The 21,746-nt window shown below is 55.9% G+C and carries 25 protein-coding genes and 5 pseudogenes; 11 read left to right on the forward strand and 19 right to left on the reverse strand.

The window, feature by feature from the left end; all coding sequences use genetic code 11:
* Positions 1 to 377 precede the first annotated feature (377 nt).
* Both ATO67_RS19200 and ATO67_RS19205 read right to left on the reverse strand, forming a co-directional pair.
* Positions 378 to 620, reverse strand: a pseudogene (locus ATO67_RS19200) (antitoxin PaaA2 family protein); the annotation flags it as partial.
* Between the two features lie 297 nt (positions 621 to 917).
* Positions 918 to 1,673, reverse strand: coding sequence for an SDR family NAD(P)-dependent oxidoreductase (locus ATO67_RS19205; protein WP_067652953.1), 756 nt, complete (start codon positions 1,671 to 1,673; stop codon positions 918 to 920).
* 150 nt (positions 1,674 to 1,823) lie between these two features.
* On the opposite strand from ATO67_RS19205, the gene ATO67_RS19210 reads away from it, so the two are divergent.
* From ATO67_RS19210 to ku, 3 genes and pseudogenes are all read left to right on the forward strand, one after another.
* The gene (locus ATO67_RS19210) at positions 1,824 to 2,702 is read left to right on the forward strand and encodes an AraC family transcriptional regulator (protein WP_067653133.1); all 879 of its coding nucleotides are present in this window, start codon (positions 1,824 to 1,826) and stop codon (positions 2,700 to 2,702) included.
* Positions 2,703 to 2,970: 268 nt separating this feature from the next.
* Positions 2,971 to 3,249 (forward strand): annotated as a pseudogene (locus ATO67_RS19215) (hypothetical protein); the annotation flags it as partial.
* A pseudogene (gene ku / locus ATO67_RS19220) lies at positions 3,216 to 4,005 on the forward strand (non-homologous end joining protein Ku). The pseudogenes ATO67_RS19215 and ku, both read left to right, overlap by 34 nt.
* 56 nt (positions 4,006 to 4,061) lie before the next feature.
* On the opposite strand, the gene ATO67_RS19225 reads toward ku, so the two are convergent.
* From ATO67_RS19225 to ATO67_RS23545, 5 genes and pseudogenes are all read right to left on the reverse strand, one after another.
* Entirely contained in the window at positions 4,062 to 4,658 is a 597-nt protein-coding gene (locus tag ATO67_RS19225) for an alpha/beta hydrolase (protein ID WP_067652957.1), read from the reverse strand.
* 155 nt (positions 4,659 to 4,813) lie between these two features.
* A complete protein-coding gene (locus ATO67_RS19230; RefSeq protein WP_067652959.1) occupies positions 4,814 to 5,263 on the reverse strand; it encodes a DUF892 family protein in 450 nt (149 codons plus the stop codon).
* A gap of 143 nt (positions 5,264 to 5,406) precedes the next feature.
* A complete protein-coding gene (locus ATO67_RS19235; protein WP_067652961.1) occupies positions 5,407 to 5,655 on the reverse strand; it encodes a hypothetical protein in 249 nt (82 codons plus the stop codon).
* A gap of 510 nt (positions 5,656 to 6,165) precedes the next feature.
* On the reverse strand, positions 6,166 to 6,390 hold the full coding sequence (locus tag ATO67_RS19240; RefSeq protein WP_067652963.1) for a hypothetical protein: 225 nt from the start codon (positions 6,388 to 6,390) through the stop codon (positions 6,166 to 6,168).
* A gap of 197 nt (positions 6,391 to 6,587) precedes the next feature.
* Positions 6,588 to 6,700, reverse strand: a pseudogene (locus tag ATO67_RS23545) (haloacid dehalogenase-like hydrolase); the annotation flags it as partial.
* Here ATO67_RS23545 and ATO67_RS23315 point away from each other — a divergent pair.
* From ATO67_RS23315 to ATO67_RS19270, 5 genes and pseudogenes are all read left to right on the forward strand, one after another.
* A complete protein-coding gene (locus ATO67_RS23315; protein WP_170063822.1) occupies positions 6,690 to 6,902 on the forward strand; it encodes a hypothetical protein in 213 nt (70 codons plus the stop codon). The pseudogene ATO67_RS23545 and the gene ATO67_RS23315 sit on opposite strands and share 11 nt — an antisense overlap.
* A 94-nt stretch (positions 6,903 to 6,996) precedes the next feature.
* Positions 6,997 to 7,744, forward strand: a pseudogene (locus ATO67_RS19250) (mechanosensitive ion channel family protein); the annotation flags it as partial.
* 165 nt (positions 7,745 to 7,909) lie between these two features.
* Positions 7,910 to 8,065 (forward strand): hypothetical protein, encoded by a 156-nt coding sequence (locus ATO67_RS19255; RefSeq protein WP_158667377.1) that lies wholly within the window; start codon positions 7,910 to 7,912, stop codon positions 8,063 to 8,065.
* A gap of 452 nt (positions 8,066 to 8,517) precedes the next feature.
* Positions 8,518 to 9,273: an exonuclease domain-containing protein gene (locus ATO67_RS19265; protein WP_082760337.1), complete on the forward strand. Its 756-nt coding sequence runs from the start codon at positions 8,518 to 8,520 to the stop codon at positions 9,271 to 9,273.
* Entirely contained in the window at positions 9,270 to 9,590 is a 321-nt protein-coding gene (locus ATO67_RS19270) for a hypothetical protein (protein ID WP_067652973.1), read from the forward strand. Before ATO67_RS19265 ends, ATO67_RS19270 begins: the two co-directional genes overlap by 4 nt.
* A 64-nt stretch (positions 9,591 to 9,654) precedes the next feature.
* Here the strand turns inward: ATO67_RS19270 and ATO67_RS19275 are convergent, their stop codons facing one another.
* Positions 9,655 to 10,422 carry an EAL domain-containing protein gene (locus ATO67_RS19275; RefSeq protein ID WP_067652975.1) on the reverse strand — a complete coding sequence of 256 codons (768 nt, stop codon included), beginning with the start codon at positions 10,420 to 10,422 and terminating at the stop codon, positions 9,655 to 9,657.
* 476 nt (positions 10,423 to 10,898) lie between these two features.
* Complete coding sequence (locus tag ATO67_RS19280) at positions 10,899 to 11,306, reverse strand: DUF2000 family protein (RefSeq protein WP_067652977.1); 408 nt, start codon at positions 11,304 to 11,306, stop codon at positions 10,899 to 10,901.
* Positions 11,307 to 11,406: 100 nt separating this feature from the next.
* Between ATO67_RS19280 and ATO67_RS19285 the strand changes: the two genes are divergently transcribed.
* Positions 11,407 to 12,201 (forward strand): AraC family transcriptional regulator, encoded by a 795-nt coding sequence (locus ATO67_RS19285; protein ID WP_067652979.1) that lies wholly within the window; start codon positions 11,407 to 11,409, stop codon positions 12,199 to 12,201.
* Between the two features lie 60 nt (positions 12,202 to 12,261).
* Here ATO67_RS19285 and ATO67_RS19290 read toward each other — a convergent pair whose 3' ends face one another.
* The gene (locus tag ATO67_RS19290) at positions 12,262 to 13,329 is read right to left on the reverse strand and encodes an alkene reductase (RefSeq protein ID WP_067652981.1); all 1,068 of its coding nucleotides are present in this window, start codon (positions 13,327 to 13,329) and stop codon (positions 12,262 to 12,264) included.
* 109 nt (positions 13,330 to 13,438) lie between these two features.
* Positions 13,439 to 14,308 carry an SDR family oxidoreductase gene (locus tag ATO67_RS19295; RefSeq protein WP_067652983.1) on the reverse strand — a complete coding sequence of 290 codons (870 nt, stop codon included), beginning with the start codon at positions 14,306 to 14,308 and terminating at the stop codon, positions 13,439 to 13,441.
* A 119-nt stretch (positions 14,309 to 14,427) separates the two neighbouring features.
* On the opposite strand from ATO67_RS19295, the gene ATO67_RS19300 reads away from it, so the two are divergent.
* Positions 14,428 to 15,318, forward strand: coding sequence for a LysR family transcriptional regulator (locus tag ATO67_RS19300; protein ID WP_067652985.1), 891 nt, complete (start codon positions 14,428 to 14,430; stop codon positions 15,316 to 15,318).
* A 199-nt stretch (positions 15,319 to 15,517) separates the two neighbouring features.
* Here the strand turns inward: ATO67_RS19300 and ATO67_RS19305 are convergent, their stop codons facing one another.
* The 5 genes from ATO67_RS19305 to ATO67_RS19325 form a co-directional block, all read right to left on the reverse strand.
* Positions 15,518 to 15,772, reverse strand: coding sequence for a hypothetical protein (locus ATO67_RS19305; RefSeq protein ID WP_067652987.1), 255 nt, complete (start codon positions 15,770 to 15,772; stop codon positions 15,518 to 15,520).
* Between the two features lie 118 nt (positions 15,773 to 15,890).
* A complete protein-coding gene (locus ATO67_RS19310; protein ID WP_067652989.1) occupies positions 15,891 to 16,265 on the reverse strand; it encodes a response regulator in 375 nt (124 codons plus the stop codon).
* Complete coding sequence (locus ATO67_RS19315) at positions 16,265 to 17,665, reverse strand: sensor histidine kinase (protein ID WP_067652991.1); 1,401 nt, start codon at positions 17,663 to 17,665, stop codon at positions 16,265 to 16,267. The genes ATO67_RS19310 and ATO67_RS19315 overlap by 1 nt, the downstream gene beginning before the upstream one ends.
* Before the next feature lie 295 nt (positions 17,666 to 17,960).
* Positions 17,961 to 18,965, reverse strand: coding sequence for a sensor histidine kinase (locus ATO67_RS19320; RefSeq protein WP_067652993.1), 1,005 nt, complete (start codon positions 18,963 to 18,965; stop codon positions 17,961 to 17,963).
* Between the two features lie 336 nt (positions 18,966 to 19,301).
* Positions 19,302 to 19,511: a cold-shock protein gene (locus tag ATO67_RS19325; RefSeq protein WP_067652995.1), complete on the reverse strand. Its 210-nt coding sequence runs from the start codon at positions 19,509 to 19,511 to the stop codon at positions 19,302 to 19,304.
* A gap of 401 nt (positions 19,512 to 19,912) precedes the next feature.
* On the opposite strand from ATO67_RS19325, the gene ATO67_RS19330 reads away from it, so the two are divergent.
* Positions 19,913 to 20,347: a hypothetical protein gene (locus ATO67_RS19330; protein ID WP_067652998.1), complete on the forward strand. Its 435-nt coding sequence runs from the start codon at positions 19,913 to 19,915 to the stop codon at positions 20,345 to 20,347.
* A gap of 121 nt (positions 20,348 to 20,468) precedes the next feature.
* Here ATO67_RS19330 and ATO67_RS19335 read toward each other — a convergent pair whose 3' ends face one another.
* Genes ATO67_RS19335 through ATO67_RS22975 form a run of 3 tightly spaced genes read right to left on the reverse strand, consistent with a single transcriptional unit; the run spans position 20,469 to position 21,676 of the window.
* A complete protein-coding gene (locus ATO67_RS19335) occupies positions 20,469 to 20,693 on the reverse strand; it encodes a hypothetical protein (protein ID WP_067653000.1) in 225 nt (74 codons plus the stop codon).
* Positions 20,690 to 21,490 carry an exodeoxyribonuclease III gene (gene xth, locus ATO67_RS19340; RefSeq protein WP_067653002.1) on the reverse strand — a complete coding sequence of 267 codons (801 nt, stop codon included), beginning with the start codon at positions 21,488 to 21,490 and terminating at the stop codon, positions 20,690 to 20,692. Before xth ends, ATO67_RS19335 begins: the two co-directional genes overlap by 4 nt.
* A 9-nt stretch (positions 21,491 to 21,499) precedes the next feature.
* The gene (locus ATO67_RS22975; RefSeq protein ID WP_103087144.1) at positions 21,500 to 21,676 is read right to left on the reverse strand and encodes a hypothetical protein; all 177 of its coding nucleotides are present in this window, start codon (positions 21,674 to 21,676) and stop codon (positions 21,500 to 21,502) included.
* Between the last annotated feature and the right edge of the window lie 70 nt (positions 21,677 to 21,746).

A 21,746-nucleotide genomic window follows, 5' to 3' on the forward strand; every position in this document is an offset into this window, starting at 1 on the left:
TGCGACCGACCCTTCAACGGCTAAGGGCGAAAGATAAGGATGTGGAACATGCAGCGCGAGCGCGCCCCGAGCGCCAGGCATGAATGTGTTGGCCGAGTACCGCGTCTTGAACCTCTTTCCAGCGCGTGAGGCTGCCATTGAACTCAGTTCCAAGGTAACTGGCTGGAAATTTTTCGGGCCCCTCCTGAGCATCGTGAAGTACGCGTAGAATAGGAACCGCAGCTTCCGTTATCGCCTACGTTGCGACGTAAGGCGTACCGTTGATCACCAATTCGCGCGTCCCAGCAATTCTGCCCAAGGCCCATTTTCTGGAAACTCTATCAGACGACGGGCCGCTGCGTCGCGATCCGACGAGGCAAACGCAAACCACATAATCTTCACGACTTTCGCGCCACCGCTTTAAACCGCGTCGCCGCTCGGCGCTCCTGAAAATGGCCCCTAACTTCATCATCCGACATATCCGGCCGAGTGTCATTGAGCGCTTCCAGCACCTTGGCACGGAACCAAGTATCGTAAGCTTCGCTGCCTGACAGAAGTTCGAGCGGCAGAGCTCCCTCGTTGGCCGTCCATGTTGGCAATAGACGAACCTCGTCCCACACCATAAGCCCATACACGTGCAACCAATACGGAGCTTCTCAGATACTTCGGTCGAGGCTCTGGGGACGAGAGTGGAGCGGACATGAGGCATCATCGTCAATGGACGGATGCGTTTTTCAAGAGCGTAGCGCGTATGAATGGCGTTTGGGCATATCGTGGCACTCTAGCCAGAGATCGGTCATCGCCCTTCGCGAGTTGTCCTCGCGAAGGGTCGAAGGCTCCTCCCCGAGAAAGTGAATTACCATTCTAAGGATCGGAGGCTCCTTCGCCGCTCGTCATGAGAAACGCATGGACGTGTGGGCCAGATGCGGGTTCGGCTATCAGATACCTTGGCCGCCCGACACCTCGATGCGCTGGGCATTGATCCAGCGATTGCTTTCTTTAAGGAGGCTGGCAATCATCGGGCCGATGTCATCGGCAACCCCGACACGGCCGAGCGCCGTCATGTCAGCAAAGAGCTTGTTGAAGGCAGGTGTGTCGCGCACGGCACCGCCGAAGAAATCGGTTTCGATAGCGCCGGGAGCGACCGTGTTGACCGCGATGCCACGGCTGCCAAGTTCCTTGGCCATATAGATGCTGAGAACCTCGACCGCACCCTTCACTGCAGAATAAGCGGACCAGCCGGGAGCCGAAACGCGGGTCAGGCCGGAGGACAGGTTGACGATACGACCCCCGTCGGCCAGCAGCGGCAACAGCTTCTGCGTCAAGAAGAAGACACCCTTGAAGTGGACATCAACGAGGCGATCGAACTGCTCTTCCGTGGTGTCGCTTATGAGCGCGTAGTCGCCGTGACCGGCGTTGTTGACGAGCGCATCGAAGCTGTCGCGCTGCCAGACATTGACAAGCGTGGCGCGCAGCGTTCCCGCAAATGCGTCGAATGTGGCTACATTGCCAGCGTCGAGCTGAAGAGCAACCGCCTTGCGGCCGATGGCGTTGATTTCTGCGACGACAGTGTCGGCATCGTCCGAGCGGCTGTGATAGGTGACGATAACATCACCGCCGCCACGTGCAACGCTGAGGGCAGTATTGCGTCCGAGACCACGGCTACTGCCGGTGATGAGGGTAATCTTGGTCATGATATGTGTCCTTCGTGGCGGCCACTTTATTGTGGCGTGAACGATTTATCGCTGCGAACAAGGACGCGGTGTTGCCAAAAAATCGCCAAGTCTTGCCTAATCCTCCAACAGGACTAGGCGGCAGCAGAGTGGATGGCATATGGTCGCCACATGGAAACGCTATTCGATACAGTCCGCCGGTATGCCGACGCAAATGCCACCCCGGTCGGCATTGCTCCAACGCCGATCGCCGGCCTGTCAACCGTCAGAGCAACGGCACGCAGCGGCCTTGTTCACGACATATCGCGACCGCTGGTCTGTCTTGTCTTGCAGGGCGCAAAGCAGGTGACGATGGGAACGCAACAATATGCGTTTGCAGCCGGAGACACGCTCTTGATCACAGCCAACGTGCCGACTGTGAGCCAAATCACCCGTGCCAGCATCGCCTCACCTTATTACTCGCTGGTGATGGAGCTCGACCCTGCCATCATTGCCGAGCTTGCCGTGGAAATGCGTGTCGTTCTGGTGGGAGACCAAGTACCCGTGAAGGTCGGCCCCACGGACGAGGAAGTATCAGACGCAGCCTTGCGGCTTATGCGCTTGCTTGAGCGTCCCTCATCTCGTCCCGTGCTTCAGAAACAACTGATGCGCGAGATGCACTATTGGTTGCTGGCTGGGAGCCACGGTGACGCGATCCGCCGTCTCGGCATGATCGGAAGCCACGTCGAACGGGTGGCCCGCGCCGTCGCAGTACTGCGCAACGAATTCGCCGAGGCAATCGCCGTGGAACGTTTGGCATCGATCTCCGGGATGGGAATATCCTCTTTTCACCGTCATTTCCGGGACGTAACCTCTCTGTCTCCGCTTCAGTTTCAGAAACATCTTCGTCTTATCGAAGCCCGCAGACTGATGATGTCCGAGGGTGCGTCGGCAAGCATGGCTGCTTTCACGGTGGGATATGAGAGCGTGCCTCAATTCACGCGAGAATACGGTCGTCTGTTCGGCCAATCACCGATGCGGGACACTAAGGGACTGTCCTCGATAGCCTAAAGGGCGCTAATCTGTTTTAGAATACCGGGCCCTTCGAACGGCAGCACGCCCACTTGGCCCCTTGTGGTGCTCGCGGTCGACTGGCCGAAAATGGGATGCGTCGGGCTGTCGTCTCCAGCACCGCTCTGCCAGCGCGACAGTTCCTGTCCCCTCGGCCACAAGTTGACGTCTCCGGCTTACGACCATGGGCAACCTGACTGATGAACGAGTCATACCCGCGAACTCGACACCCCATATGCGCAAAATGAAATTGCGGTCGGCAAGGCTACTGGTGAAGAGCAAGATCGAGGGCAAGGCGTTGCCGAAGCGCAAGAAGGTCGAGGCCTCTAAGCCAAACGATCTGCTTGCCGCGCTTCGCGAGAGCGCTGGCTTGATGAAGGCTGCTGAGAAGCCGAAACGAACGGCGGCTAACGCGAATGCCGGAGCGAGCAAGCAGCGCGCAACACGTGGGGCGGCGAAGTTCACGTCTTCCAAGACTGCGCAACAGCGCAAGGCCGAATATGGAGACGTATCATGGCACCTCGACTATACTGCAAAGGCTATTTGAAACTGTCGCTGGTCACCTGTCCGGTGCACATGATGCCCGCAACGTTAGAATCGGAAAAGGTCCGTTTCCAAACGCTCAACAAGGAAACGGGCAGTCGCGTCGTGTCGCAATACATCGACCCGTGACAGGCAGACCTGTCAAGGACGAGAACGATGCGAAGGGATATGCGCATGGTGAGAACGACTACGTCATACTCACGGACGACGACCTCTGCAACGTTGCGCTCGACACGGTCAACACAATAGATATCCAGAAATTCGCTCCGGCTGAATCCATAGAATGGGTCTACCTGGAGAAGCCCTACTACCTTACGCCGGACGACGCGGTGGGTTACGAGGCCTTCGCCGTCACCGACAAGGCGTAAGCATCTCGAAGCTCATCATCGGGCCTCGTGAAAAGGTGATCGTCCTCGAGCCGCGCGACGGTGGCATCGTCTGTGGTCGCTTCGCTTCGGCGACGAGGTTCGGCCCCGAAGAGACGTATTTGGAAGATATAGACGACGACCCTGATCTGATCCCGCTTGCCCAAAAGCTGATCAAGCAGAAGACGGCAAGGTGGTCGCCGAACATGGTAAGCGACCCCATTCAGGAAAGCTTGCTCAAGTTGATCGCCGAAAAGAAGAAAGCACTCAAACATAAGAAAGCCTCGAAGGGCAAGAAATTAGAAGCCGCCGAGCCAAAGTCCAACGTGATCAACATCATGGACGCGCTGCGCAAGTCGGTCGCAGACGAGCTCAAGAGCCGGAAATCAGGCTGACTTGATCATTAGTTTCGCATACATCCAAAAAACAGAGGTGTCAGCGACTGCCGTTATCAAGATAAGGCATTCTGAAGAAATCGCGCCGCAGTGTCCGCCCCACTCATTGAGATCGTGTGCCCCACTCCAGGCTCGATCTCCAGTTCCACCGAGAACCCGGCCGCTCGTAACTGTCCGGCCGCCATCGTTGAAGCGACAGATGGTATAGTGCGGTCATCGGCACCATGTACAAGGAGCACAGGGGTCCGGTTGCTTTCTGGCAAGATGGATGTGGGAGGCATAAGGCCCGAGAACGCGACCACAGCGCCTACGCTCCAACGGCCAGACGCGACACCATCCAAAACCATGATTGCGCCTTGTGACACACCCACGAATGCAATGTCATGAAGTCGGTTTTCGAAGCCTTCCTGTGTGATCACGTCGCGGATCTTCCGGTCGAAACCCTCTCGTGCCTCGCGTATTCGACCAGGATCTAGCTGCATGCCATCAACTTTGAACCACAGATGGCCGCCGTACCCATTACGATATGGCGCATCCGGAGTCGCGAATACCGCTGTGGGCAGCCGAGCACTCCACGACGATGCCAAAGGTGCGAGCTGCTGGCCGGACGCGCCGATGCCGTGCAGAAAGACGATAAGGTACGATGCTGACATTTGATCTCGGTTTGAAACAAACGGAGGGCGCTCAACCCATCATGGGGGCGCCCTCGTCACCCGCGACAGCAAACGCGCAACCATCATGGTTGCTGCAGGCTACCGACATGTGGGTGGTAGTCCCTAAATGAATACCGCCCACGTATTTTTCAAGGTTACATCGACTTTGCGGTCGTTTCCATCCACGCGCGGTGTCGAAGCTCGTCCTGATGGGCGGTCAGGAAGAATGCTTTCGTGCTCGGAATGGCGTCCTCGTGTTTTGACGCACGCTCGTATGCGGTTACCGTGTCATCCTCGTTCGTCTTCATGGCTTTGAGGGTAGCGGAATCACCGAAGAGATCTGCAAGAGCGATCTTACCCGTCGTCAGCATCTGCTTCATGTCGCCTTCCGCAGGAGGTTCGATACCGATCTCTAAAGCGATCTCGTTGAGAACAGCCACGTGCTGGAGATGATCCTGCTTGAATTCATCAATCTTCGCAGCCAGCGACTTGTCGTCAAGCCGTTCGATACAGGAGTCATATGCAGCGATAGCATCATGTTCGAGATAGAGCAGATCCTTGACCAGCTTCTCGATGCTTCCTTCGTTACCAACCATGGTGACCATAAATTCTTCTCCTCGTTAATGTGGAAGCCTAGTAACCAACCGATTCCGCGAATGTTCCCGATCCGGAGCCGCTCTGTTGGCGGAGTGGCCCGTGACGCGGACGCATCGGAGCGAACTCGTTCGGATCGCGAAGAAATCCCACATCACCAGCGCTTGGGGCGCGATGCATCGCGCGTGGCGACATGAACGAGGACTGCGGTTGACAGGAGGATGCTGGATACCAACACCGCAATCGACAGCAATCCCCCGTTTGATATCTCAGCCTTTGCAGTGAGGCCTGAATCCTTAGGGAGCGACAGCGATACCTCTGCCCGCTGGCGGTCACTGAGAAAGGTTGGCCTAGCATCGATGCCATCTGCCTGATTGGAAGGTGCCTTTTCCTTATGTCTCATCCCTTGCTCTCCTGGTCTGCCTCGGCCTTGGTCGGCGAGTTGCAACTCAGAAACTCAGCGAGAGATGGTGACGTTCCGCAGTTCTTGACCAACATTACGATGACGTTGTCTGCGGCTGTTGTTGCGCCCTCTTATCCCAGCTCACAAACATCGAAGTACAGACTTACTCGGCGAACAACTTCGAGAGCCCCAAAGGCAACTCTCTTGGGACCTGGTTCTCGCACCTTCCGGTCTTGCTGCGCTTCCTCCACGCATTGGGGCTCACGGACCATGTTCTCTCCGCAGCCGTCCCGAGCCCAAGGAATTTGCGCTTTTCGGCGTTGCCAGCCTATATGAGTGGCTCGCGACTTAACTCGGTTCTGGAGGTCTGCGGTTTGTCCACGGTCTCTGCCGCAGCGACCTCTCTGTGCTTTTGCTGCTTTGGAGGCTGTGGCTGCGATGACACCGATGATCGACCAACATGTCTGTTGAGGTCGAGCCTTTGCTGCATCTGAACTTCTACAGAGGCCGTTAAACAGGCAGCTTCTTGAGGATCAGCAGCCTGTTCCCCGGCGAGAACGCGATGATCTTTTCCTGTTCCAAGGCACTCAACACCTCCATGATCTCATTTCGAGTGAAGCCAGCGTCGCCCAGAGGTAAACAGAGGTCCAAAAAATTGATCGTCTTTTCCGGCTTCGCTTTTAATGCGCGCATTCTGCTCAGCAGGGCTGCTTCGATGTCATTGAATCGGCTCATCTCGGCATCCTAGACTTACTGGGCGCAATTGTCTGCACAACGAACCAACCAGAGAGCCCACAATAGAAGTTGCCGTTGTCTCAGACAAAGCGAGGGCGCTCAACCCGTGGTCAGGGAAGCCCGTCACGTAGCCCGACGGAACATACGGTGACGTCGCGATGGGAAGCGGGAACCGTAGAAGCTGGGGCGTGCCGAACATGGACGATCATCGCGAAACCGTGACCCTTGGCTGCGGTGACCAGCGCAGCATCTCGTAGTCGCCATCGGAGTTGCCAGCTACGAAGATCGACTTTCTGCCGATGAACGCGTTCGCCCGCGTTCTTGAGGCCGTCTGTCGAGGGACGGTCGACGGGGTACCATCCGTCGGGCGTGTGCTTCTGCCACTCGCCGTTTTCGCGACGATAGACGTTCCCGTGTCGTCCGGCATAGATGTCGCCACCTTTGCCTGCGGCGACGAAGCCACGGTCTCCCGAAGAATTGCGCCAGCGCAGTACGGCTGCGTTCTGGGTTGATCCGCCACTGACCTGGCAGGGCACCGGGCGAAGTCATGGATCAATAAAAACTCCTGGGCCTGGCGAGCAAATCCCCGATGCATCGCAGGCGGTCCGCCAGGCACGACTTCGGACCCTGCTGCCGATCTTCCGCAACGTCCTCGCTGTTGGGGTCGCGGTCGTTGCTGGTCTGATCGTCCTCTCGGAACTGAGCGTCGAAATCGGACCGCTGATCGCGGGTGCTGGAATCCTTGGAGTGGGGCTTGGCTTTGGCTCGCAGACGCTGGTGAAGGACGTGATCGCCGGGATCTTCTACATGCTCGACGATGCGTACCGGGTTGGAGAGTACATCCAGGTGAAAAGCTACAAGGGAACAGTGGAAGGATTCAGCCTTCGCTCGGTACGCTTGCGTCACCACCGCGGCCCGGTATACACGGTATCGTTCGGAGAACTTGGCGCCGTTCAGAGTGGTGACTGGGGCATCGTGAAGTTCCGCATTTCCGTCAGCTACGATGCGGACGTTGAAAAGGCCAGAAAGCTCACCAAGAAGATCGGAGCCGCCCTCGCTGACGAACCAGAATTTTCGGTCCTGTTTATCGAGCCCCTGAAAATGAAGGGGGTCGAGGAGTTCGGTGACTCCGGCATGGTGCTGAGCTTCGGCATGATGCTGCGCCCGAGCGGCCTTCAGTCGATGATCCGCCGCCGCGCCAACCTCATGATCCGTGAGGCGTTCAAGGAGAACGGGATCGAGTTCGCAACTCCTTCGGTGCAGGTTGGCAGTGATGACCGGGACGGCGCGAGCCGCCTCGACCGCTGCAGCCATCCGCGCCAAACAGGGCACGGCTCCTGCTGCAGAAGTCTAGTACCTTGTATGCCCCCGCTCTTCAGCTAGCCTATCTGATAGCGTTTTCCGGTTCCGAACGTGCCATCATGACAAGCGTCTTGATATCAATACCTTGTCATCGTGTTTAGACGGTAAAGCCGGATAATTCACTTTGGCATTGAAACGGGAAGTGGGTCGGATAAAGATGGAAGATGTAAAAAATGCGCTTATAGCGCTTAAGGTGGCGCATGAATCTGCTCGGGCAGCAAGGCGAGACACGCTTGCATATCTAATTGAGGTGGCGCTCCAACAAGCTGAATATGAAATCTTGCAGGAAGAAAAAAAGCAGGCGCGGCATTGAACAAGATCGAAAACAAACCGAGGCGCAAGCGCCCGATATGGCCGTGGCTGGTATTGCTGGCTTTCACACTGTTTGCGATCTACGCGTACCTCCAGATCACGTCGGCCCTCGACGACATGATGCGGACGTGGCGGGATCTCGTCCAACTGTTCTGGTTAATCATCCCAGATAGGAAGCCTTAAGCCATAAACAAAACCCGTCGGTGAGCGGGCTAGGTTGGAACTGGTGCGCGCACTGAATACATTTCGCGCTTGCCGTCAGAGCTGCATGGCAAAAGTAAACGCTAGGTAGATGGCTACAGAAGACAACGCCGGCGGAGCAGGTAATTCAGGCTCAACCTCAAAGCCTAAAGACAATCCAGCACCCGCCAACCGCCACGCTTCCAGTTTCAGGAACTATCCGGCGTCGATTTCGCTTACCAATACTGAATTTCAAAGGAAGGTAGCATCGAAGTGTCCGAAGCCAGAGTACGCGTCATCGATCTCGAAACGGGAGGCAATGGTCCACACGACGTTTGCGAGATCGGCTGGCAGGATGTCGTCATCGACGGGTCTGGAAAGTGGGAGGTTAGCGGCGAGCGCGGTGCACTGTTCGTGAACCCGGGTCGCCCGATTTCACCCGACACCATGGCCATCCATCACATCCTGGATACCGATGTTGCGAATGCGCCGTACTGGAAGGAAATAGCATCGACTGTTCTTCGTCCACTTGGCCACATTGATGCCTTGGCAGCGCATCGAGCGGCCTTCGAGCAAAGATACTGCACGCCGCGGTTTACAGGCGGAACGCCCTGGATTTGCACCTGGAAATGCGCCTTGCGTGTCTGGCCAATGCTTCCCCGATTTTCCAACCAGATGCTGCGTTATCAACGAATGCCAACCGGGCTGGTGCACGAGGTCGGGTTACCCGCGCATAGAGCCATGCCAGACGCCTATGTTACGGCTCATCATCTCCGAGACATGTTGAACGAAACCTCGCTTGACGATTGCCTTGCATGGAGCACCGAGCCGGGTCTTCTGCCGCGCGTACCTGCAGGATCAGATCGCGGAAAATCCTGGGATCGTATCAGCACCGAAATGCTCAACGCGTTCATTACTGATCGGGATTTGGACGTGCGCTTCAGCGCACAGACTGAACTGGCCCGTCGTCGTGAAGGCAAACCGTCTCAGGATTCGGAGCCAGCGCAAGGGACACTTGGATTCAAATGAGTGAGAAGTATCTGAACACGGACGATGGTCGATATTTTGTCGTCAGAGGAAGGTTGTGGCGTCGAAGTAACCCTGGTCTGGACGAGATCACACATACGGCATTGGTGCAGGAACTGATGGCAGCTCGGAGGACCGTTCGGGACGAAAAGACATCTTCACCAGCAATGGCAGAAGCACGCAAAAGAGTGGATGCGGCAAAGGTTGCGCTCGGCGAACGCGGTCCTGTCTGGTGGGATGATGGGGCGCCGGATTTCAACCGATATTTGGCGAAGAATACTCCATACGCTACATGGTTTGCACAGTTGAAAATGGACTGAAGTGGTGGTGCCGTCCGCAGCAAGCGGGTACATCGAAAGCTCTAGAATGGATACGTATCCAAAATCATGCAGCTTTTGCCAAAAGGTCTTGCGTCTTGGTCGGGACAGCCAGTCCCTCGAAACGGGGTTTGGCAAATACATAGCCTTGAATAAGCGATACGCCAAGATCACGAAGGACCTTCAGTTCTTCCACCGTTTCCACACCTTCACATAGTGGCACGATCGATAGTTCTTCAAGCATCCCCAGTGTATGTTTGACGATTGTCCGTTTGACGCGATCGATATCGATGCCCCGGATCATCTCCATGTCCAACTTGACGATGTCGGGCTGGAAGTGCGTGAGCAGAGCCAGTCCCGCGTATCCGGCGCCAAAATCATCGATGGCGGTTTTGAAGCCCATATCCCGATAGGTGCGAAGAATGTTTAGGACATGCTTTGTGTCAAGTTGCTCACTTTCGGTGAACTCAAATATGATGCGATCGACCGGAAAGCCGGTTTTCATTGCTGTGGCGAGCGTCAAACGTATACAGGCGCGGGGCTCGTAGACGGCGTTCGGCATAAAATTGATCGACAGTTTCACGTTGTCATTCGGATCGTAGAGCTTGGACGCTAACTCGATCGCCTTGACCCGACATTGCTGGTCGAAAGCATAGCGATTGTCATCCTTGACCTGATTTAGAATGGACCCTGCACCCTCGCCAGCAAGGCCCCGTACAAGTGCCTCGTGTGCGAATATGGTGCCACTGTTGACATCTACTATTGGCTGGAATGCCATCGAGAACGGCAATTCGAAAGCTTCGCCATCACGGCATCCACTACATTGGTTCGGCATCTTCCATCCTTACGGTCAAGGTCCGATTATTACCTGGTGAGTGATTAATCTTCCCTTGCAAAACTCCTTGAATCGCAAATTTGAATGGATTGGTAATCCGCCTTTTCCGCAGCTGCTTTTAAAGCTTGTCAATCCAATGAGAGCTGAACCCGTATGTGCACCACCCTTATTTTCGTTCGCTGAGATCATCTGTCGTTGTTTGGTCTTGAATAATTCGATCCGGCAGTGGTGAGCCCGACGATCGTGATGACGCTGAGGGCAGTCATGATCACCCTGCCTGCACCTAAGGTCGCTCAAACTGCGCTCCCAGCGCCGTAAAACAAATATAGCCAGGCGGTTACCGTAATCACTTTTGGAGTATCCGACATGGCCTGCGACCCGGCCGGCAGGAATTAAGCTAGGCATCATGAGGCACATGGCCACATTTCACGGATGTTGCGAGATTATATTGCCCCGAATTTATAACAGCGATGTTCTCAAAGGTGCATTTTTGCTCCCTTTATGATCTTGTCTACTGCTTTCTTGTCAGCTCGAAGAGCGAGACCTACCAGTTTCGCTTCGTCTGGGCCGAATTTAGCGAACATCTCCCTGTTGGCGGCGTCGTGACCTGTCGCAAACATTTCCTCAATATAGGCGGAAGTTTTAACGTCTCGGTCGAGAGCTCGCTTAAGGATATTACGCAGCGTCTCCTGATCCGCCGCCAGAACCACGATCGGCTGGACCGTCATTGGATTATAGACATGACCAGCCGCATCCCGATATGGTTCGCCGATGAGGGTTGGTGTCTGGGCAACGATGCCGCTCGTCAGGAAAGCGGTGACGTTCAGCTTCTGCCAGGTTGCGAGGTCATCGCGGATAACGATTGCGATCTTGGTGTCAAACATGCGGTTGAACTCCGTCCGGGGTATTGAGGGAAAAGAAGATATAGCTGCAAGTAGGCGGGGCGGTCTTGAACGTTCGTGCAAAGTCGGATTTGCTGACAGCATGCTTGTTGCCGCGCCTTTCCACGGTGTAGAGCGGATCGAAGCCCGGTTTCATGGCAACGCGTTCTCGCCGCATCGGCACGACACTTATGCACTCGGTCTGACATTGCACGGCGTACAGACCTTCCGATATCGCGGCACCAAGCGTTTCAGCAGCCCCGGCAATGTCATAGTGCTGCATCCGGACGAGTTGCATGATGGTGCTGCAGGTACCGAGGACGGGTTGATCTATCGCATGATCTATCTGCCACCCAACCTCATTAGCGCTGCTGATGGGTACCGCCACGCTCTGCCGTTTGTTACCGACCCTGTGGTTGCCGATGTACGCCTCTGGCAGGCACTAGCGGAAATTCTTGCCGATCTGAGCGAGGAGCCGAGTGACCTGATTATGGACGACGTGGTGATGCGGCTGGCATCGGATCTTTCTCGTCAGGCCGGTGCACCACCAATGGCAATCGCCAAGTCAGCTCGAACCGCTGTGCTGCGTGCCCGTGACTTTATCGAAGATCATTGCAGCGACATCGTGCGCTCTGAAGTGCTGGAGATTGCATCCGGGCTGGACCGTTACGAACTGTCCCGACAGTTCCGCCGCTTGCTGGGCACCAGCCCGCATCGATACCTCATCATGCGCAGGCTCGAACTGGCGAAACTGTCTATCGTGGGTGGGAAAGGTTTAGCGCAGTCGGCGGCAGATGCGGGCTTTGCTGACCAAGCACATTTTACCCGCCATTTTCGCAAAACCTTCGGCATGACACCCGGTCGCTGGCTGACGATGGCCTCCACAAGTTCTGGCTAATTTCGAAACCCAAATTTCGGTTATGGGACGGCGGGCGGATAGTATCCGCCCACTTGAGAATTAGACGATGCCGATTGCTGGATAATCCGTATAACCTTCAGCACCACCGCCTGCATAAAAAAGAGCAGATCTCACGTCATTGAGCGGAGCCCCGGTCTTGAGGCGCTGCACAAGATCGGGATTGGCGAGTGCCATGACGCCAAGTGCCTCAATATCGGCAAGTCCCGCTGAGACATCGGCACCGATCTGTTGACGAGAACGACCGGGGCGGTTGAGGACCAGGGGGCCTCCAAAGGAGCGGCGGACATCTTCCAGCAAAGGATCGTTGCGAGCATAAAGAATATGAAGATAAGCCAAGCCCAACGTGCCGAGTTCGACCGCCAGATAGCGGTATAGATCGTCGTTGTCCTGACCTTCGGCTATTCCCCCCGTCGCAACACCCGGTGAAAGGCGAATGGCGGTTTTCTGCGGGCCGATGGCGTCGACGACCGCGCGCACGACATCAATAGCAAAGCGCGCCCGGTTTTTCATCGTGCCGCCGTATTCATCGGTGCGATGGTTGCTGTCCGGTGCGAGGAACTGGTGTACCAGATACCCGTTCGCGCCGTGGATTTCGACACCATCTGCACCGGCATCAATCGCCCGCTTTGCGGCATATGCGAGATCCGCAATTGTCTGCTGGACTTCCTCTGTCTCCAGTGCGCGAGGTTGGGGCACCGGCTGCATCCCGCTCATAGTGAACATGGAATCGCCGGAAGCGATTGCGGAGGGTGCGACGGGCTGGCGATGGTGTGGCGTGTTGTCGGGGTGAGACCGTCTGCCGACATGCATGAGCTGGATGAACAGGCGCCCGTCTGCCGCATGGACGGCATCGGCAACCTTCCGCCAGCCAGCGACATGCGCGTCAGTATAGATACCCGGGGTTGCCAGATAGCCCTGCCCGTCCTCGGACGGCTGTGTTCCTTCGCTGATCAGTAGCCCGAGCGATGCGCGCTGTGCATAATATTCCGGCGCGAGGTCCCCGGGTGTTCCGTCAGGCTTGGCGCGGCTGCGGGTCATCGGTGCCATGGCGAGACGATGCGGCAGGGTAATCCCGCCAAGTGTTATCGGGCTCCAGAGATTGGTCATCATACTTCTCCTGTGAAAAGGGTCTGCAGGTGGAAGGATTGGTCGCTGGCGAGTTTTTCGCCAGCTCGCAGGTGATGCATCGGTGTGATTTCGGCTGCCAGTTGGCTCCTCAGCGAGCGGAAACAAGGTTTTTTGCAAAATCGCGGTAGCTGTGCAGAGGGCGTTTGAGCAGGTCTACGAGCCGCTCGACGTCACCTTTGTTCGGGATCATGCCATCGGTCACATAGCGTTCAGCCATCAGACGCATCTCGTAGGCGGTCCATTTCGGCATGAAGCTCGCCATGTTCTGCTCGAAACCGCTCGGATCATCGCCACCATAGGTGACTGGCCGACCGAGAAGTTCAGACCAGATTGAAGCGATTTGCAGTCCAGTCAGCGTGTCAGGCCCAACGAGATTGATTGTTTCCACTGGCAAGATACCGGGTGCCTCATCACGACGGATCAACTCAATGGCCGCCACTTCTGCAATATCGCGGGCGTCGACCATAGCAACGCCCTTAGTGCCAATCGGCATGGGATAGACGCCGTGGTTGATGACAACGTCCTTGATCATGACTTCATTGTCGATGAAGTAGGTCGGGCGCAGGATAGTGGCGCTGAAGCCCATCTCGCTCAGCATCCGTTCGCCACCTGCTTTCACGGCAAAATGCGGCACATTGACTGAGCTATCGGCATTGAATACCGATAGATAAACGACGCGTTCTACACCTGCCTCACGGGCAATGTTGAGAGTGATGATCGCCTGCGTGAACTCATCGCCGGTGACGGCACTAAGAAGGAAAAGGGTGCGAATACCCTTAAAGGCAGCTCGCAAAGCGTCAAGATCGAGCAATTCGCCTTCTACGATCTCAACATCCGTCGGAAAATTCGCTTTGGCCGCATCGCGTGTCAACACGCGGACTTCGGCGCTCCGTTGAATAAGCTGGTGTACCACGTGACGACCAACACGGCCGGTGGCACCTATAACGAGAATGGTCATGGATAGTACTCCTTGATGAGCCGCTGGGGCCGTGTTTGAGAAGACATCCCGAAATTAAGTGATCCACATCGCTTCCAATAGTCGCTATATCTGGACCCATCGTCTCACAGGTGGAACACATGGATCTTCTCGCACTGGCTGATTTCAACCTTGTTGCCCGCCATGGCGGGTTCGGAAAAGCGGCGCGCACGGCAGGTCGGCCTAAGGCCACTTTGTCCCGACGCGTAGCCGATCTTGAGGCGAGCCTGGGCCTGCGGCTCTTTGAGCGCGGCACACGGGACCTGAAGTTGACTGAAGAAGGTCGAGCTTTGTTCGAGCGGACGACGCAACTGCTGACGGAGCTGGAAGAGACGACAACGGCCATCGCATTAGGGGGTCAATCGCCGCGTGGACGTTTGCGCATCAGCGCGCCGCTTATGTTTTCGCAGGCGGCCCTGGGAAAGCTCGCGGCAGGCTTCGTGCTTAAATATCCAGAGATGCGGGTCGAAATCGTGGTGGAAGATCGCGCCGTGGATATGATCGAGGAGGCTTACGATCTCGTCATCCGCGTTAATCCTCAACCCGATGTGAATCTCGTTGGTCGGGCTTTTCTACGTGACCGACAGGTGGTAGTCGCGGCCCCCGCCCTCGCCTGGCCCGAACGGGATAACACAGTGCCGTCAGTGGTTCGCAGCTTAGTCGGCAGGCCAGACATCTGGAATGTGGTGACGGCGTCCGGGCCTGCAAAGCTTGCGACAACGCAGGTGCTTGGTATGTCATCGAACACGATGCTGCGGGATGCGGTGTTGATGGGTGCGGGCGTCGCACGGCTACCGCTTTCTCTGGTCAGCAAAGACATCGCCTCCGGTCGTCTCAACTACTGGGGCGATGTCGAAGGCGCAGAAACGGCTCTCTGGGCGCTTTACCCTACCAGGCGTTTATTGAGCATACGGGTTTCCGCCTTCCTCGATTGCCTGAAGCAAGCTTTTCCGCAAGGAACCCCGGAAGAACTCGCTGCCTATTTGAGCTGACGTACAAGCCACGCTCGCAGCGTTGTAAAACCGTAGCCAGATAGGTCGTTGACTTGAAAGTGAGGGCTGAGACCAATAAGCACCGACTGCGCCAATCGGATCGGTGCCATGACAATCGCCTTTACGAACGTGCCAGCATAGAGCTCATATGGAATCCGGTCGTCCTGCCAGATGTCTGGTTTCACGGCAGTCACCTTGTTTATCGTGGACCATCCAGTGATGCAGGCAACGCCTGGAAACTTCTGCCCTTCCACAAGGCTCCGATGGCATCCTCTTCCACGTAGGGACAGAGGTCGCCATCTTTCAATATAATCGCAGTGCCTTCACACTCAATGACCGACCGAGCGGTATCGCGCAGGGTTTCGATTGCAGCCTCGGTTATCTTGGCGCGCGCGATCTTCATGAGCGCTTTGAAGTGCCGCGAGGTCGTTGAAGTTCTGGTCTGTTGACCCATAGACCACCGCCTTTCAGGCACCTGCGGTTGTTTCAACGCTTATTTCAAAAAAATGCTCTTTTTGCATAGCAAAAGCTCTTTGAGTGGCTTTCGGATGTGGCACATCGCCGGCGGTTTGTCAGGGGCCGATGGCAAGCTGCCCGAGTGAACCGAGCACCTCTCTTTCGGAGTAGGGTTTTCCGACAAAACCAAGCGGCCTTAGAGGAAGTGCGGCTTCGCGTGTGCGCTCATCGAGATTTCCGCTGACGAACAGCGATGGTATATTCCAGCGCTCCCGCAGTGCCGCTGCTGTCTCGACACCGTTCGTCCCCCGAGCAAGATTGACATCCATGATGGCAACGTCGATCTCGCCGCTCTTCTGTTCGGCGAGCGCGATGGCCTGCTGCATGTACGATGCCTGACCGACGACGTCGTAGCCTGCGTCGAGGAGCATATCCTCTAGATCCATAGCCAGAAGCATTTCATCTTCCACTATCATGATACGTAGAGGCATCAGTTGCGCTCCTTGGGAAAGGTCACCGCAACCTTTTGTTCGGCTGTCCGTGTATGGTAATGAAACTCTCCGTCGATCTGCATCGCCATGCTCTTAACCAGCCTGAACGACAAGTCGGACAGGATTTGTGGACCTCGGCTCGCGTTCGGATCGCGGATTTCCAGTTCCATCAGCCCATCGGAAACCTCACGAAGCGATACGACAACAGGACCATCGTCCTTCGATGCGCTCCTGATTTGCGAACTGAGTAGCTCGTTGAGGATAACCGACAGGGGAATAGCCCGCTCTGTCGGCAACGACAGAGCGTCGGCTTCGACAGTAATCTGTCTTGCCTTCGGTGATGCAGCTATATCCAGGCAAAGCCTGCTGATGTGATCGACCATGTCGACGCTCAGAGAGTTTTCCGATCGGTAGAGCCGCTCATGAACTGAGATGATCGCTCTAACCCGAGAGATGGCTTGGTCGAACGCCTCCATCGCAACGGGGTCTTCAAGCCGCCTCGCCTGCAGACGAAGCGTGCTCACGACAAGCTGGAGACTGTTCTTCACACGGTGATTCACTTCGGAAAGCAACTGCTCCAGAGCCTTGAGAGCGCTGGATAGCTCTTCCTCTCTTTTGCGGTCGGCCGTCACGTCCATCATGACGCCGATCATCCTGACCTTTCCCGTCGATGTCCTGAGCACTTCACCGCGTGATGCAACGTACCTTAAGTCGCCGTCGGGAAGAACAATCCTGTAGTCGAAGTTCATCAAGGTCTGATCGGGGCTGTCGATAGCACTGGATACAACGCCCCGTACGCGCTGAAGGTCCTCAGGTAGCATTCTTGCGAAAAACGGCTCAGCAACTGGCCCGCCGCCGCCGGGAGAAAAACCAAACATCACGTCGACGGAGTGGCTCCGCCGCCAGATATCGGTCTCAGGCTCATACTCCCATGATGCCAGGTCCGCTGCATGTAAAGCTACGCGAAGCCGCGCATCTGCCTCGCGTTGTTTCACGACGCTCTCGGTGACATCCATGGGGTTTTGAATGATATATTGGATCGCCCCGTCCTGCCCGATGACCGGGGTATGCACAGGTGTCCAGAATTTCTGAACGAAGCCGCCCTGTGGTTGCGGGATATCGTATTGGATAACCGCCATCTCGTGCGGCTTACCGGAGGCGATAACGTGTCGGAGTGATACTTCAAGTGGGCCTTGCTCTACGGTTCCCGCTGAATCAGGGTTCTCCGGGAATGCCTCAAGGATGTTGCGACCGACGATGTCGTCTCGGGTTCGCTGTGTAAGCTCCAGATAGGCATCTGATGCGCCGACAATGATCAGGTCGAGATCAAGAACCAAGTACGGCTGCGGCATACCCATGAGGATCGCGGCATAATCTGTCTGGATGCTCGGTATTTTCAAGTGCTTGCCTAACCCCAATCCCCTGAATACGGCAGCGCAGATGCTCTAACAGCCACGGAAACCAAACTGACGATAATCCGTCAAGATCGGCGGCTCTCCATCCGCTATCCCAACTCCCCGACAGCCTAACTCGAAAAGTGGGGAAAGGTTCGACTTCAACCGCCAAAATCCTTCAACGGGCGGAACAAACTCGATCAAACCGCTCTCATTTGTCGTCAACCGAGTTCATTGCTAACTCGTATGATCTTGATATGATCGTACGGTCGATCAAGGAATTGTAGGAGGTACAGCAGATTTAGGAGGCTAGACGCGGGCTGTTGATCTTCAGAGTGACGATCAATCCGTCTTTTGACCAGTCGTGCTCCAGCGTTCCGCCCAGGTGACCTGCCAGTGTCCGGTGAAGGAGCTTGCTCCCGTAGCCGCCAAGACCATCAGGCTTTTGAACCTCAGGTCCGCTACGTTCCGTCCATTGGACTTCAACAACGTCGCCGCTAATCGTTCCCGACACGTCCAGCGTACCCTCAGGCACAGACAATGACCCATACTTCATGGCGTTGGTCGCCAGCTCGTGAACAATCAGAGCCAAACCCGTTGCTGCGTTCTCTCCGACACCCAGTCGAGGAACTGCTACCCTGATTTGCCCGGCGAATGCGCCCTCATCATCATACGGTGCCAGCAAAACCGTGAAGATGTCGCCGAGCAAGGCTGCGTTCCCATGCCCCTGAGGCAACGGGCGCACAAGATCGTGCGCACGACCGAGCGCCGTCAGTCGGTTGGTGAGCTGCTCGGTCATATCTTCCAGCGAAGCGGACGAGCGTGACGTAATCTTCGTGAGCCCTGCCGCGATCGCCAGCAGGTTTTTGACCCGATGGCTCATCTCGCCAGCAAGAAGCTCGTGGCTCTCCTCAGCGTTTTTTCTTCCGGTGACATCCAGGAATATGCCTGTCATCTTCCGATCTTTGATACCTACGTCGCTTCCACGCCCTCTTGCCGAGATCCAGCGAACATCAGGTCCGAGAATAATCCGGAAATCAATTTCGTAGGATCCGACGACAGCTCTGGTTGCGGCAAACGCCGCCCTGACCCGATCGCGGTCTGCGGGATGAATCTTTTCCGAGAGCAGCTCGAAGGAAAGCGGCTCTGCTTTCGTGACGCCCCATAAGGTGTACCCTTGGCGGTCCATCAAGAAATCGTCGCTGTCTACCTGCCAGGACCAGAGCGCAACACCGGCAGCCTCAAGCGCTTCGCGCAGTACGTCTGACGACCAGTCGGAATGTTGCAGGCTATGATCCTTGGTCATAGAATCATGCCCTCTTCCGTGTTTTCACGGCAGGTTTCGTCGAAGCACTTAGGCGATCGTGCTCTTCCTTCGCAAGTCGCGCCTCCCGAAGGCGGGATGTCTTGTCCTCGCGGGACTTTGTCACGTAATCATTTTCTTGGATGGCATGACCGCGGGCAAAGAACTGGGACTGCAGACTGCTGAACGAAACTTCTGCCTTCGCGAGATTTGCTCTGAGACATGTGTGCTCCAATAATTTGTCTGAAAACGAGAAAGGCCGGACGTAAGTCCGGCCTTTCGAAAAACACGCTTCACGCAGTGCCAGTACATCCGTGGTCAAAGCAGAAGCAGTTTGAATTAAGCAGCCTGAAGGTTGCAGGCCGACATCTTGCCCGACTTGTTGTCGCGCTCGAGTTCGTAGCCGATCTTCTGACCTTCCACGATTTCACGCATTCCTGCGCGCTCAACGGCAGAAATGTGGACAAATGCGTCTTCGCCGCCGTTGTCAGGCTGAATGAAGCCGAAGCCCTTTGTGGAATTAAACCATTTTACTGTGCCTGTGGTCATGATAATGAACCCTTTCAAAGCATACGTGTGGTATCGCACGGGATAAATCCGTACGACGATGATAGCGATAGTTTTGAAGGAAAGTTCGTTCAGGCGCGGTGCTAATCGCGCAGTAACCAAAGTTCAGCAAGCAAAAGATCGATAAACCATTGATAGCAGTTGTTTTGACCTTGGTCAACTTTTAGTTTCGTGTCACTCGGATGGCTCGACGTCAACTGAGTGAAAACTCCCTCTTGTACTTTCTGTTGTGGTCGCCGACGGACGTCTGTTGCTGCTCGGCAAGGAACTGCTTGCGTGCCAGCTTGTTATTGGTCCGTACCGAATACGGTACGAGCAAATGCAACGCCCCTCACATCGACAGTTCGATGAGGGGACGGCGGCAGGCGAAGTGGAGATCCCTTATGTCAAACGTGACCAGATCAGATATCGGCGAAAACACAAGCGAAACACGGTTCGGAAAATCTGTCGAAAGTCAGGCCCAAATCCGGGACAGCTCTGTTGTGGCCGAACGCTCCGGCGAACCCCTCAACATTTACCGTCTTGAGCCTACCGCCAGCCCCGACGATCCCAGATGGCAGGGTTTTCAGCCTAACGGACCCGTTACGGTGGCTGCTCGAACGTCCGGCGATGCACGGATTGTCGCATCAAGCCGCGAGGTGGATTTTATGGAAATTGATTCCGCGCCGGCAGAAGATGTCACAACTGCAAACGCAAGCGCATTTCGCGACGAAAAGCTCTACACAGTGATCGAGATCGAACACGGTCGTACAGATATCACCCGAGGTGTCATCGAAGGGATCGTTCGGGTCGATGCTATCAGGCCTCTACAGGACTAGTCGTATACCCCTGCCCTACGTCAGAGTTCGCACCCTTGTGGGTCACGAGTAGCAAATAGTCGCCACCCAACGAGTTGGCAGAGGCAAAGCCGCTGTCATTAGCTTGTGCCGCGGCGTGGCTTCACTCTAAAGGTCTTGCCTGGCCAGCCGCAGGCCAGTCATTGGCCGGTTCTTCAACCGCCACATCCTCCGCAGGATCTGGATCTGTCTCATGGGCGCTTTTGAGGCGGCTGATCGCCTCGATAACCGCGTTGCAGGCATCGTCGCGGCTGACACCATCAACGATGAGTCTGTCGAGTAAATCTTCGAGTTTTAGTCGAAGTTCATTTTTCCAGTTGTCGGTCATTTGTTTCTCCCTCGGTTGGTTGATTTTTCAGAAAGCTCAATCCACACAGGCGCGTGATCGCTACTGTGTTCCCAGCCACGCACGTGTTTGTCGACTTCGGCTTTTGACAGCTTCTCTGTGAGGTCAGGGCTCAACAGAAAGTGGTCAATCCGCAGACCAGCGTCGCGAGCATATGCGTTCCGAAAATATGCCCAGAAGGTGTAGACGCGTTCGGTCGGATGGAGATGCCGTATCGCATCCTTCCAGCCTTGTCCCACCAGATTCGCATAAGCCGCCTTGACCTCGGGCCGAAACAGCGCGTCGTCTATCCAGCGCTCTGGCTTATAAACATCAAGGTCAGTCGGCATGACGTTGAAATCACCCACGAGCGCGACGGGCACTTCAAGCTCCAGCAGCTCCTCCGCATAAGAATGCAGTCTCCGGAACCAGCCTAGCTTGTATTGAAACTTCGGCCCCGGAACTGGATTGCCGTTGGGCAGGTAAAGACATCCAACGATCATGCCGTCAATGATGGCCTCAATGTAACGACTTTGGTCGTCGTCCTGACCGCCCGGCAACCCGCGTCTCGTCTCAAGCGGCTCCTGACTACGTGCAAGGATGGCGACACCATTCCACGATTTTTGGCCTTGCCATATCGCGCCGTAGCCTGCACGTTCCAGCTCTTTGCGAGGAAACTTATTGGAGGGTGCCTTCAGTTCCTGCAGGCAAACGATATCCGGTCGAGCCTCGTCCAGCCAACGAAGCAGAACATCCAGGCGACCATTGATGCCGTTAACATTGTAGGTGGCGATCTTCACAGGCTTGCGTTAGCGCTTGCGATCACCTTTGTCGCCCTCGCCTGATCTCGTATCATTCTTTGCGTCATGGCGCGCATCGGCTGAAAGCGAACGAGAGACATCGACGCTCTCCTTGAACTTCCCGTCTTCATCGCGGCGTACGTAACGCTTGTCAGTGCCGGTATCGATCAATTCGCGCTTGGTCATCACAGATCTCCCTTTTGGTTGCTGTCCCAAGGAAAACGCGCGCTGCTGTCAAAAGATGCATCGAATCAGC

Source organism: Agrobacterium bohemicum, assembly GCF_001562555.1.
In the GTDB taxonomy this organism is placed as follows: Bacteria; Pseudomonadota; Alphaproteobacteria; order Rhizobiales; family Rhizobiaceae; genus Agrobacterium; species Agrobacterium bohemicum.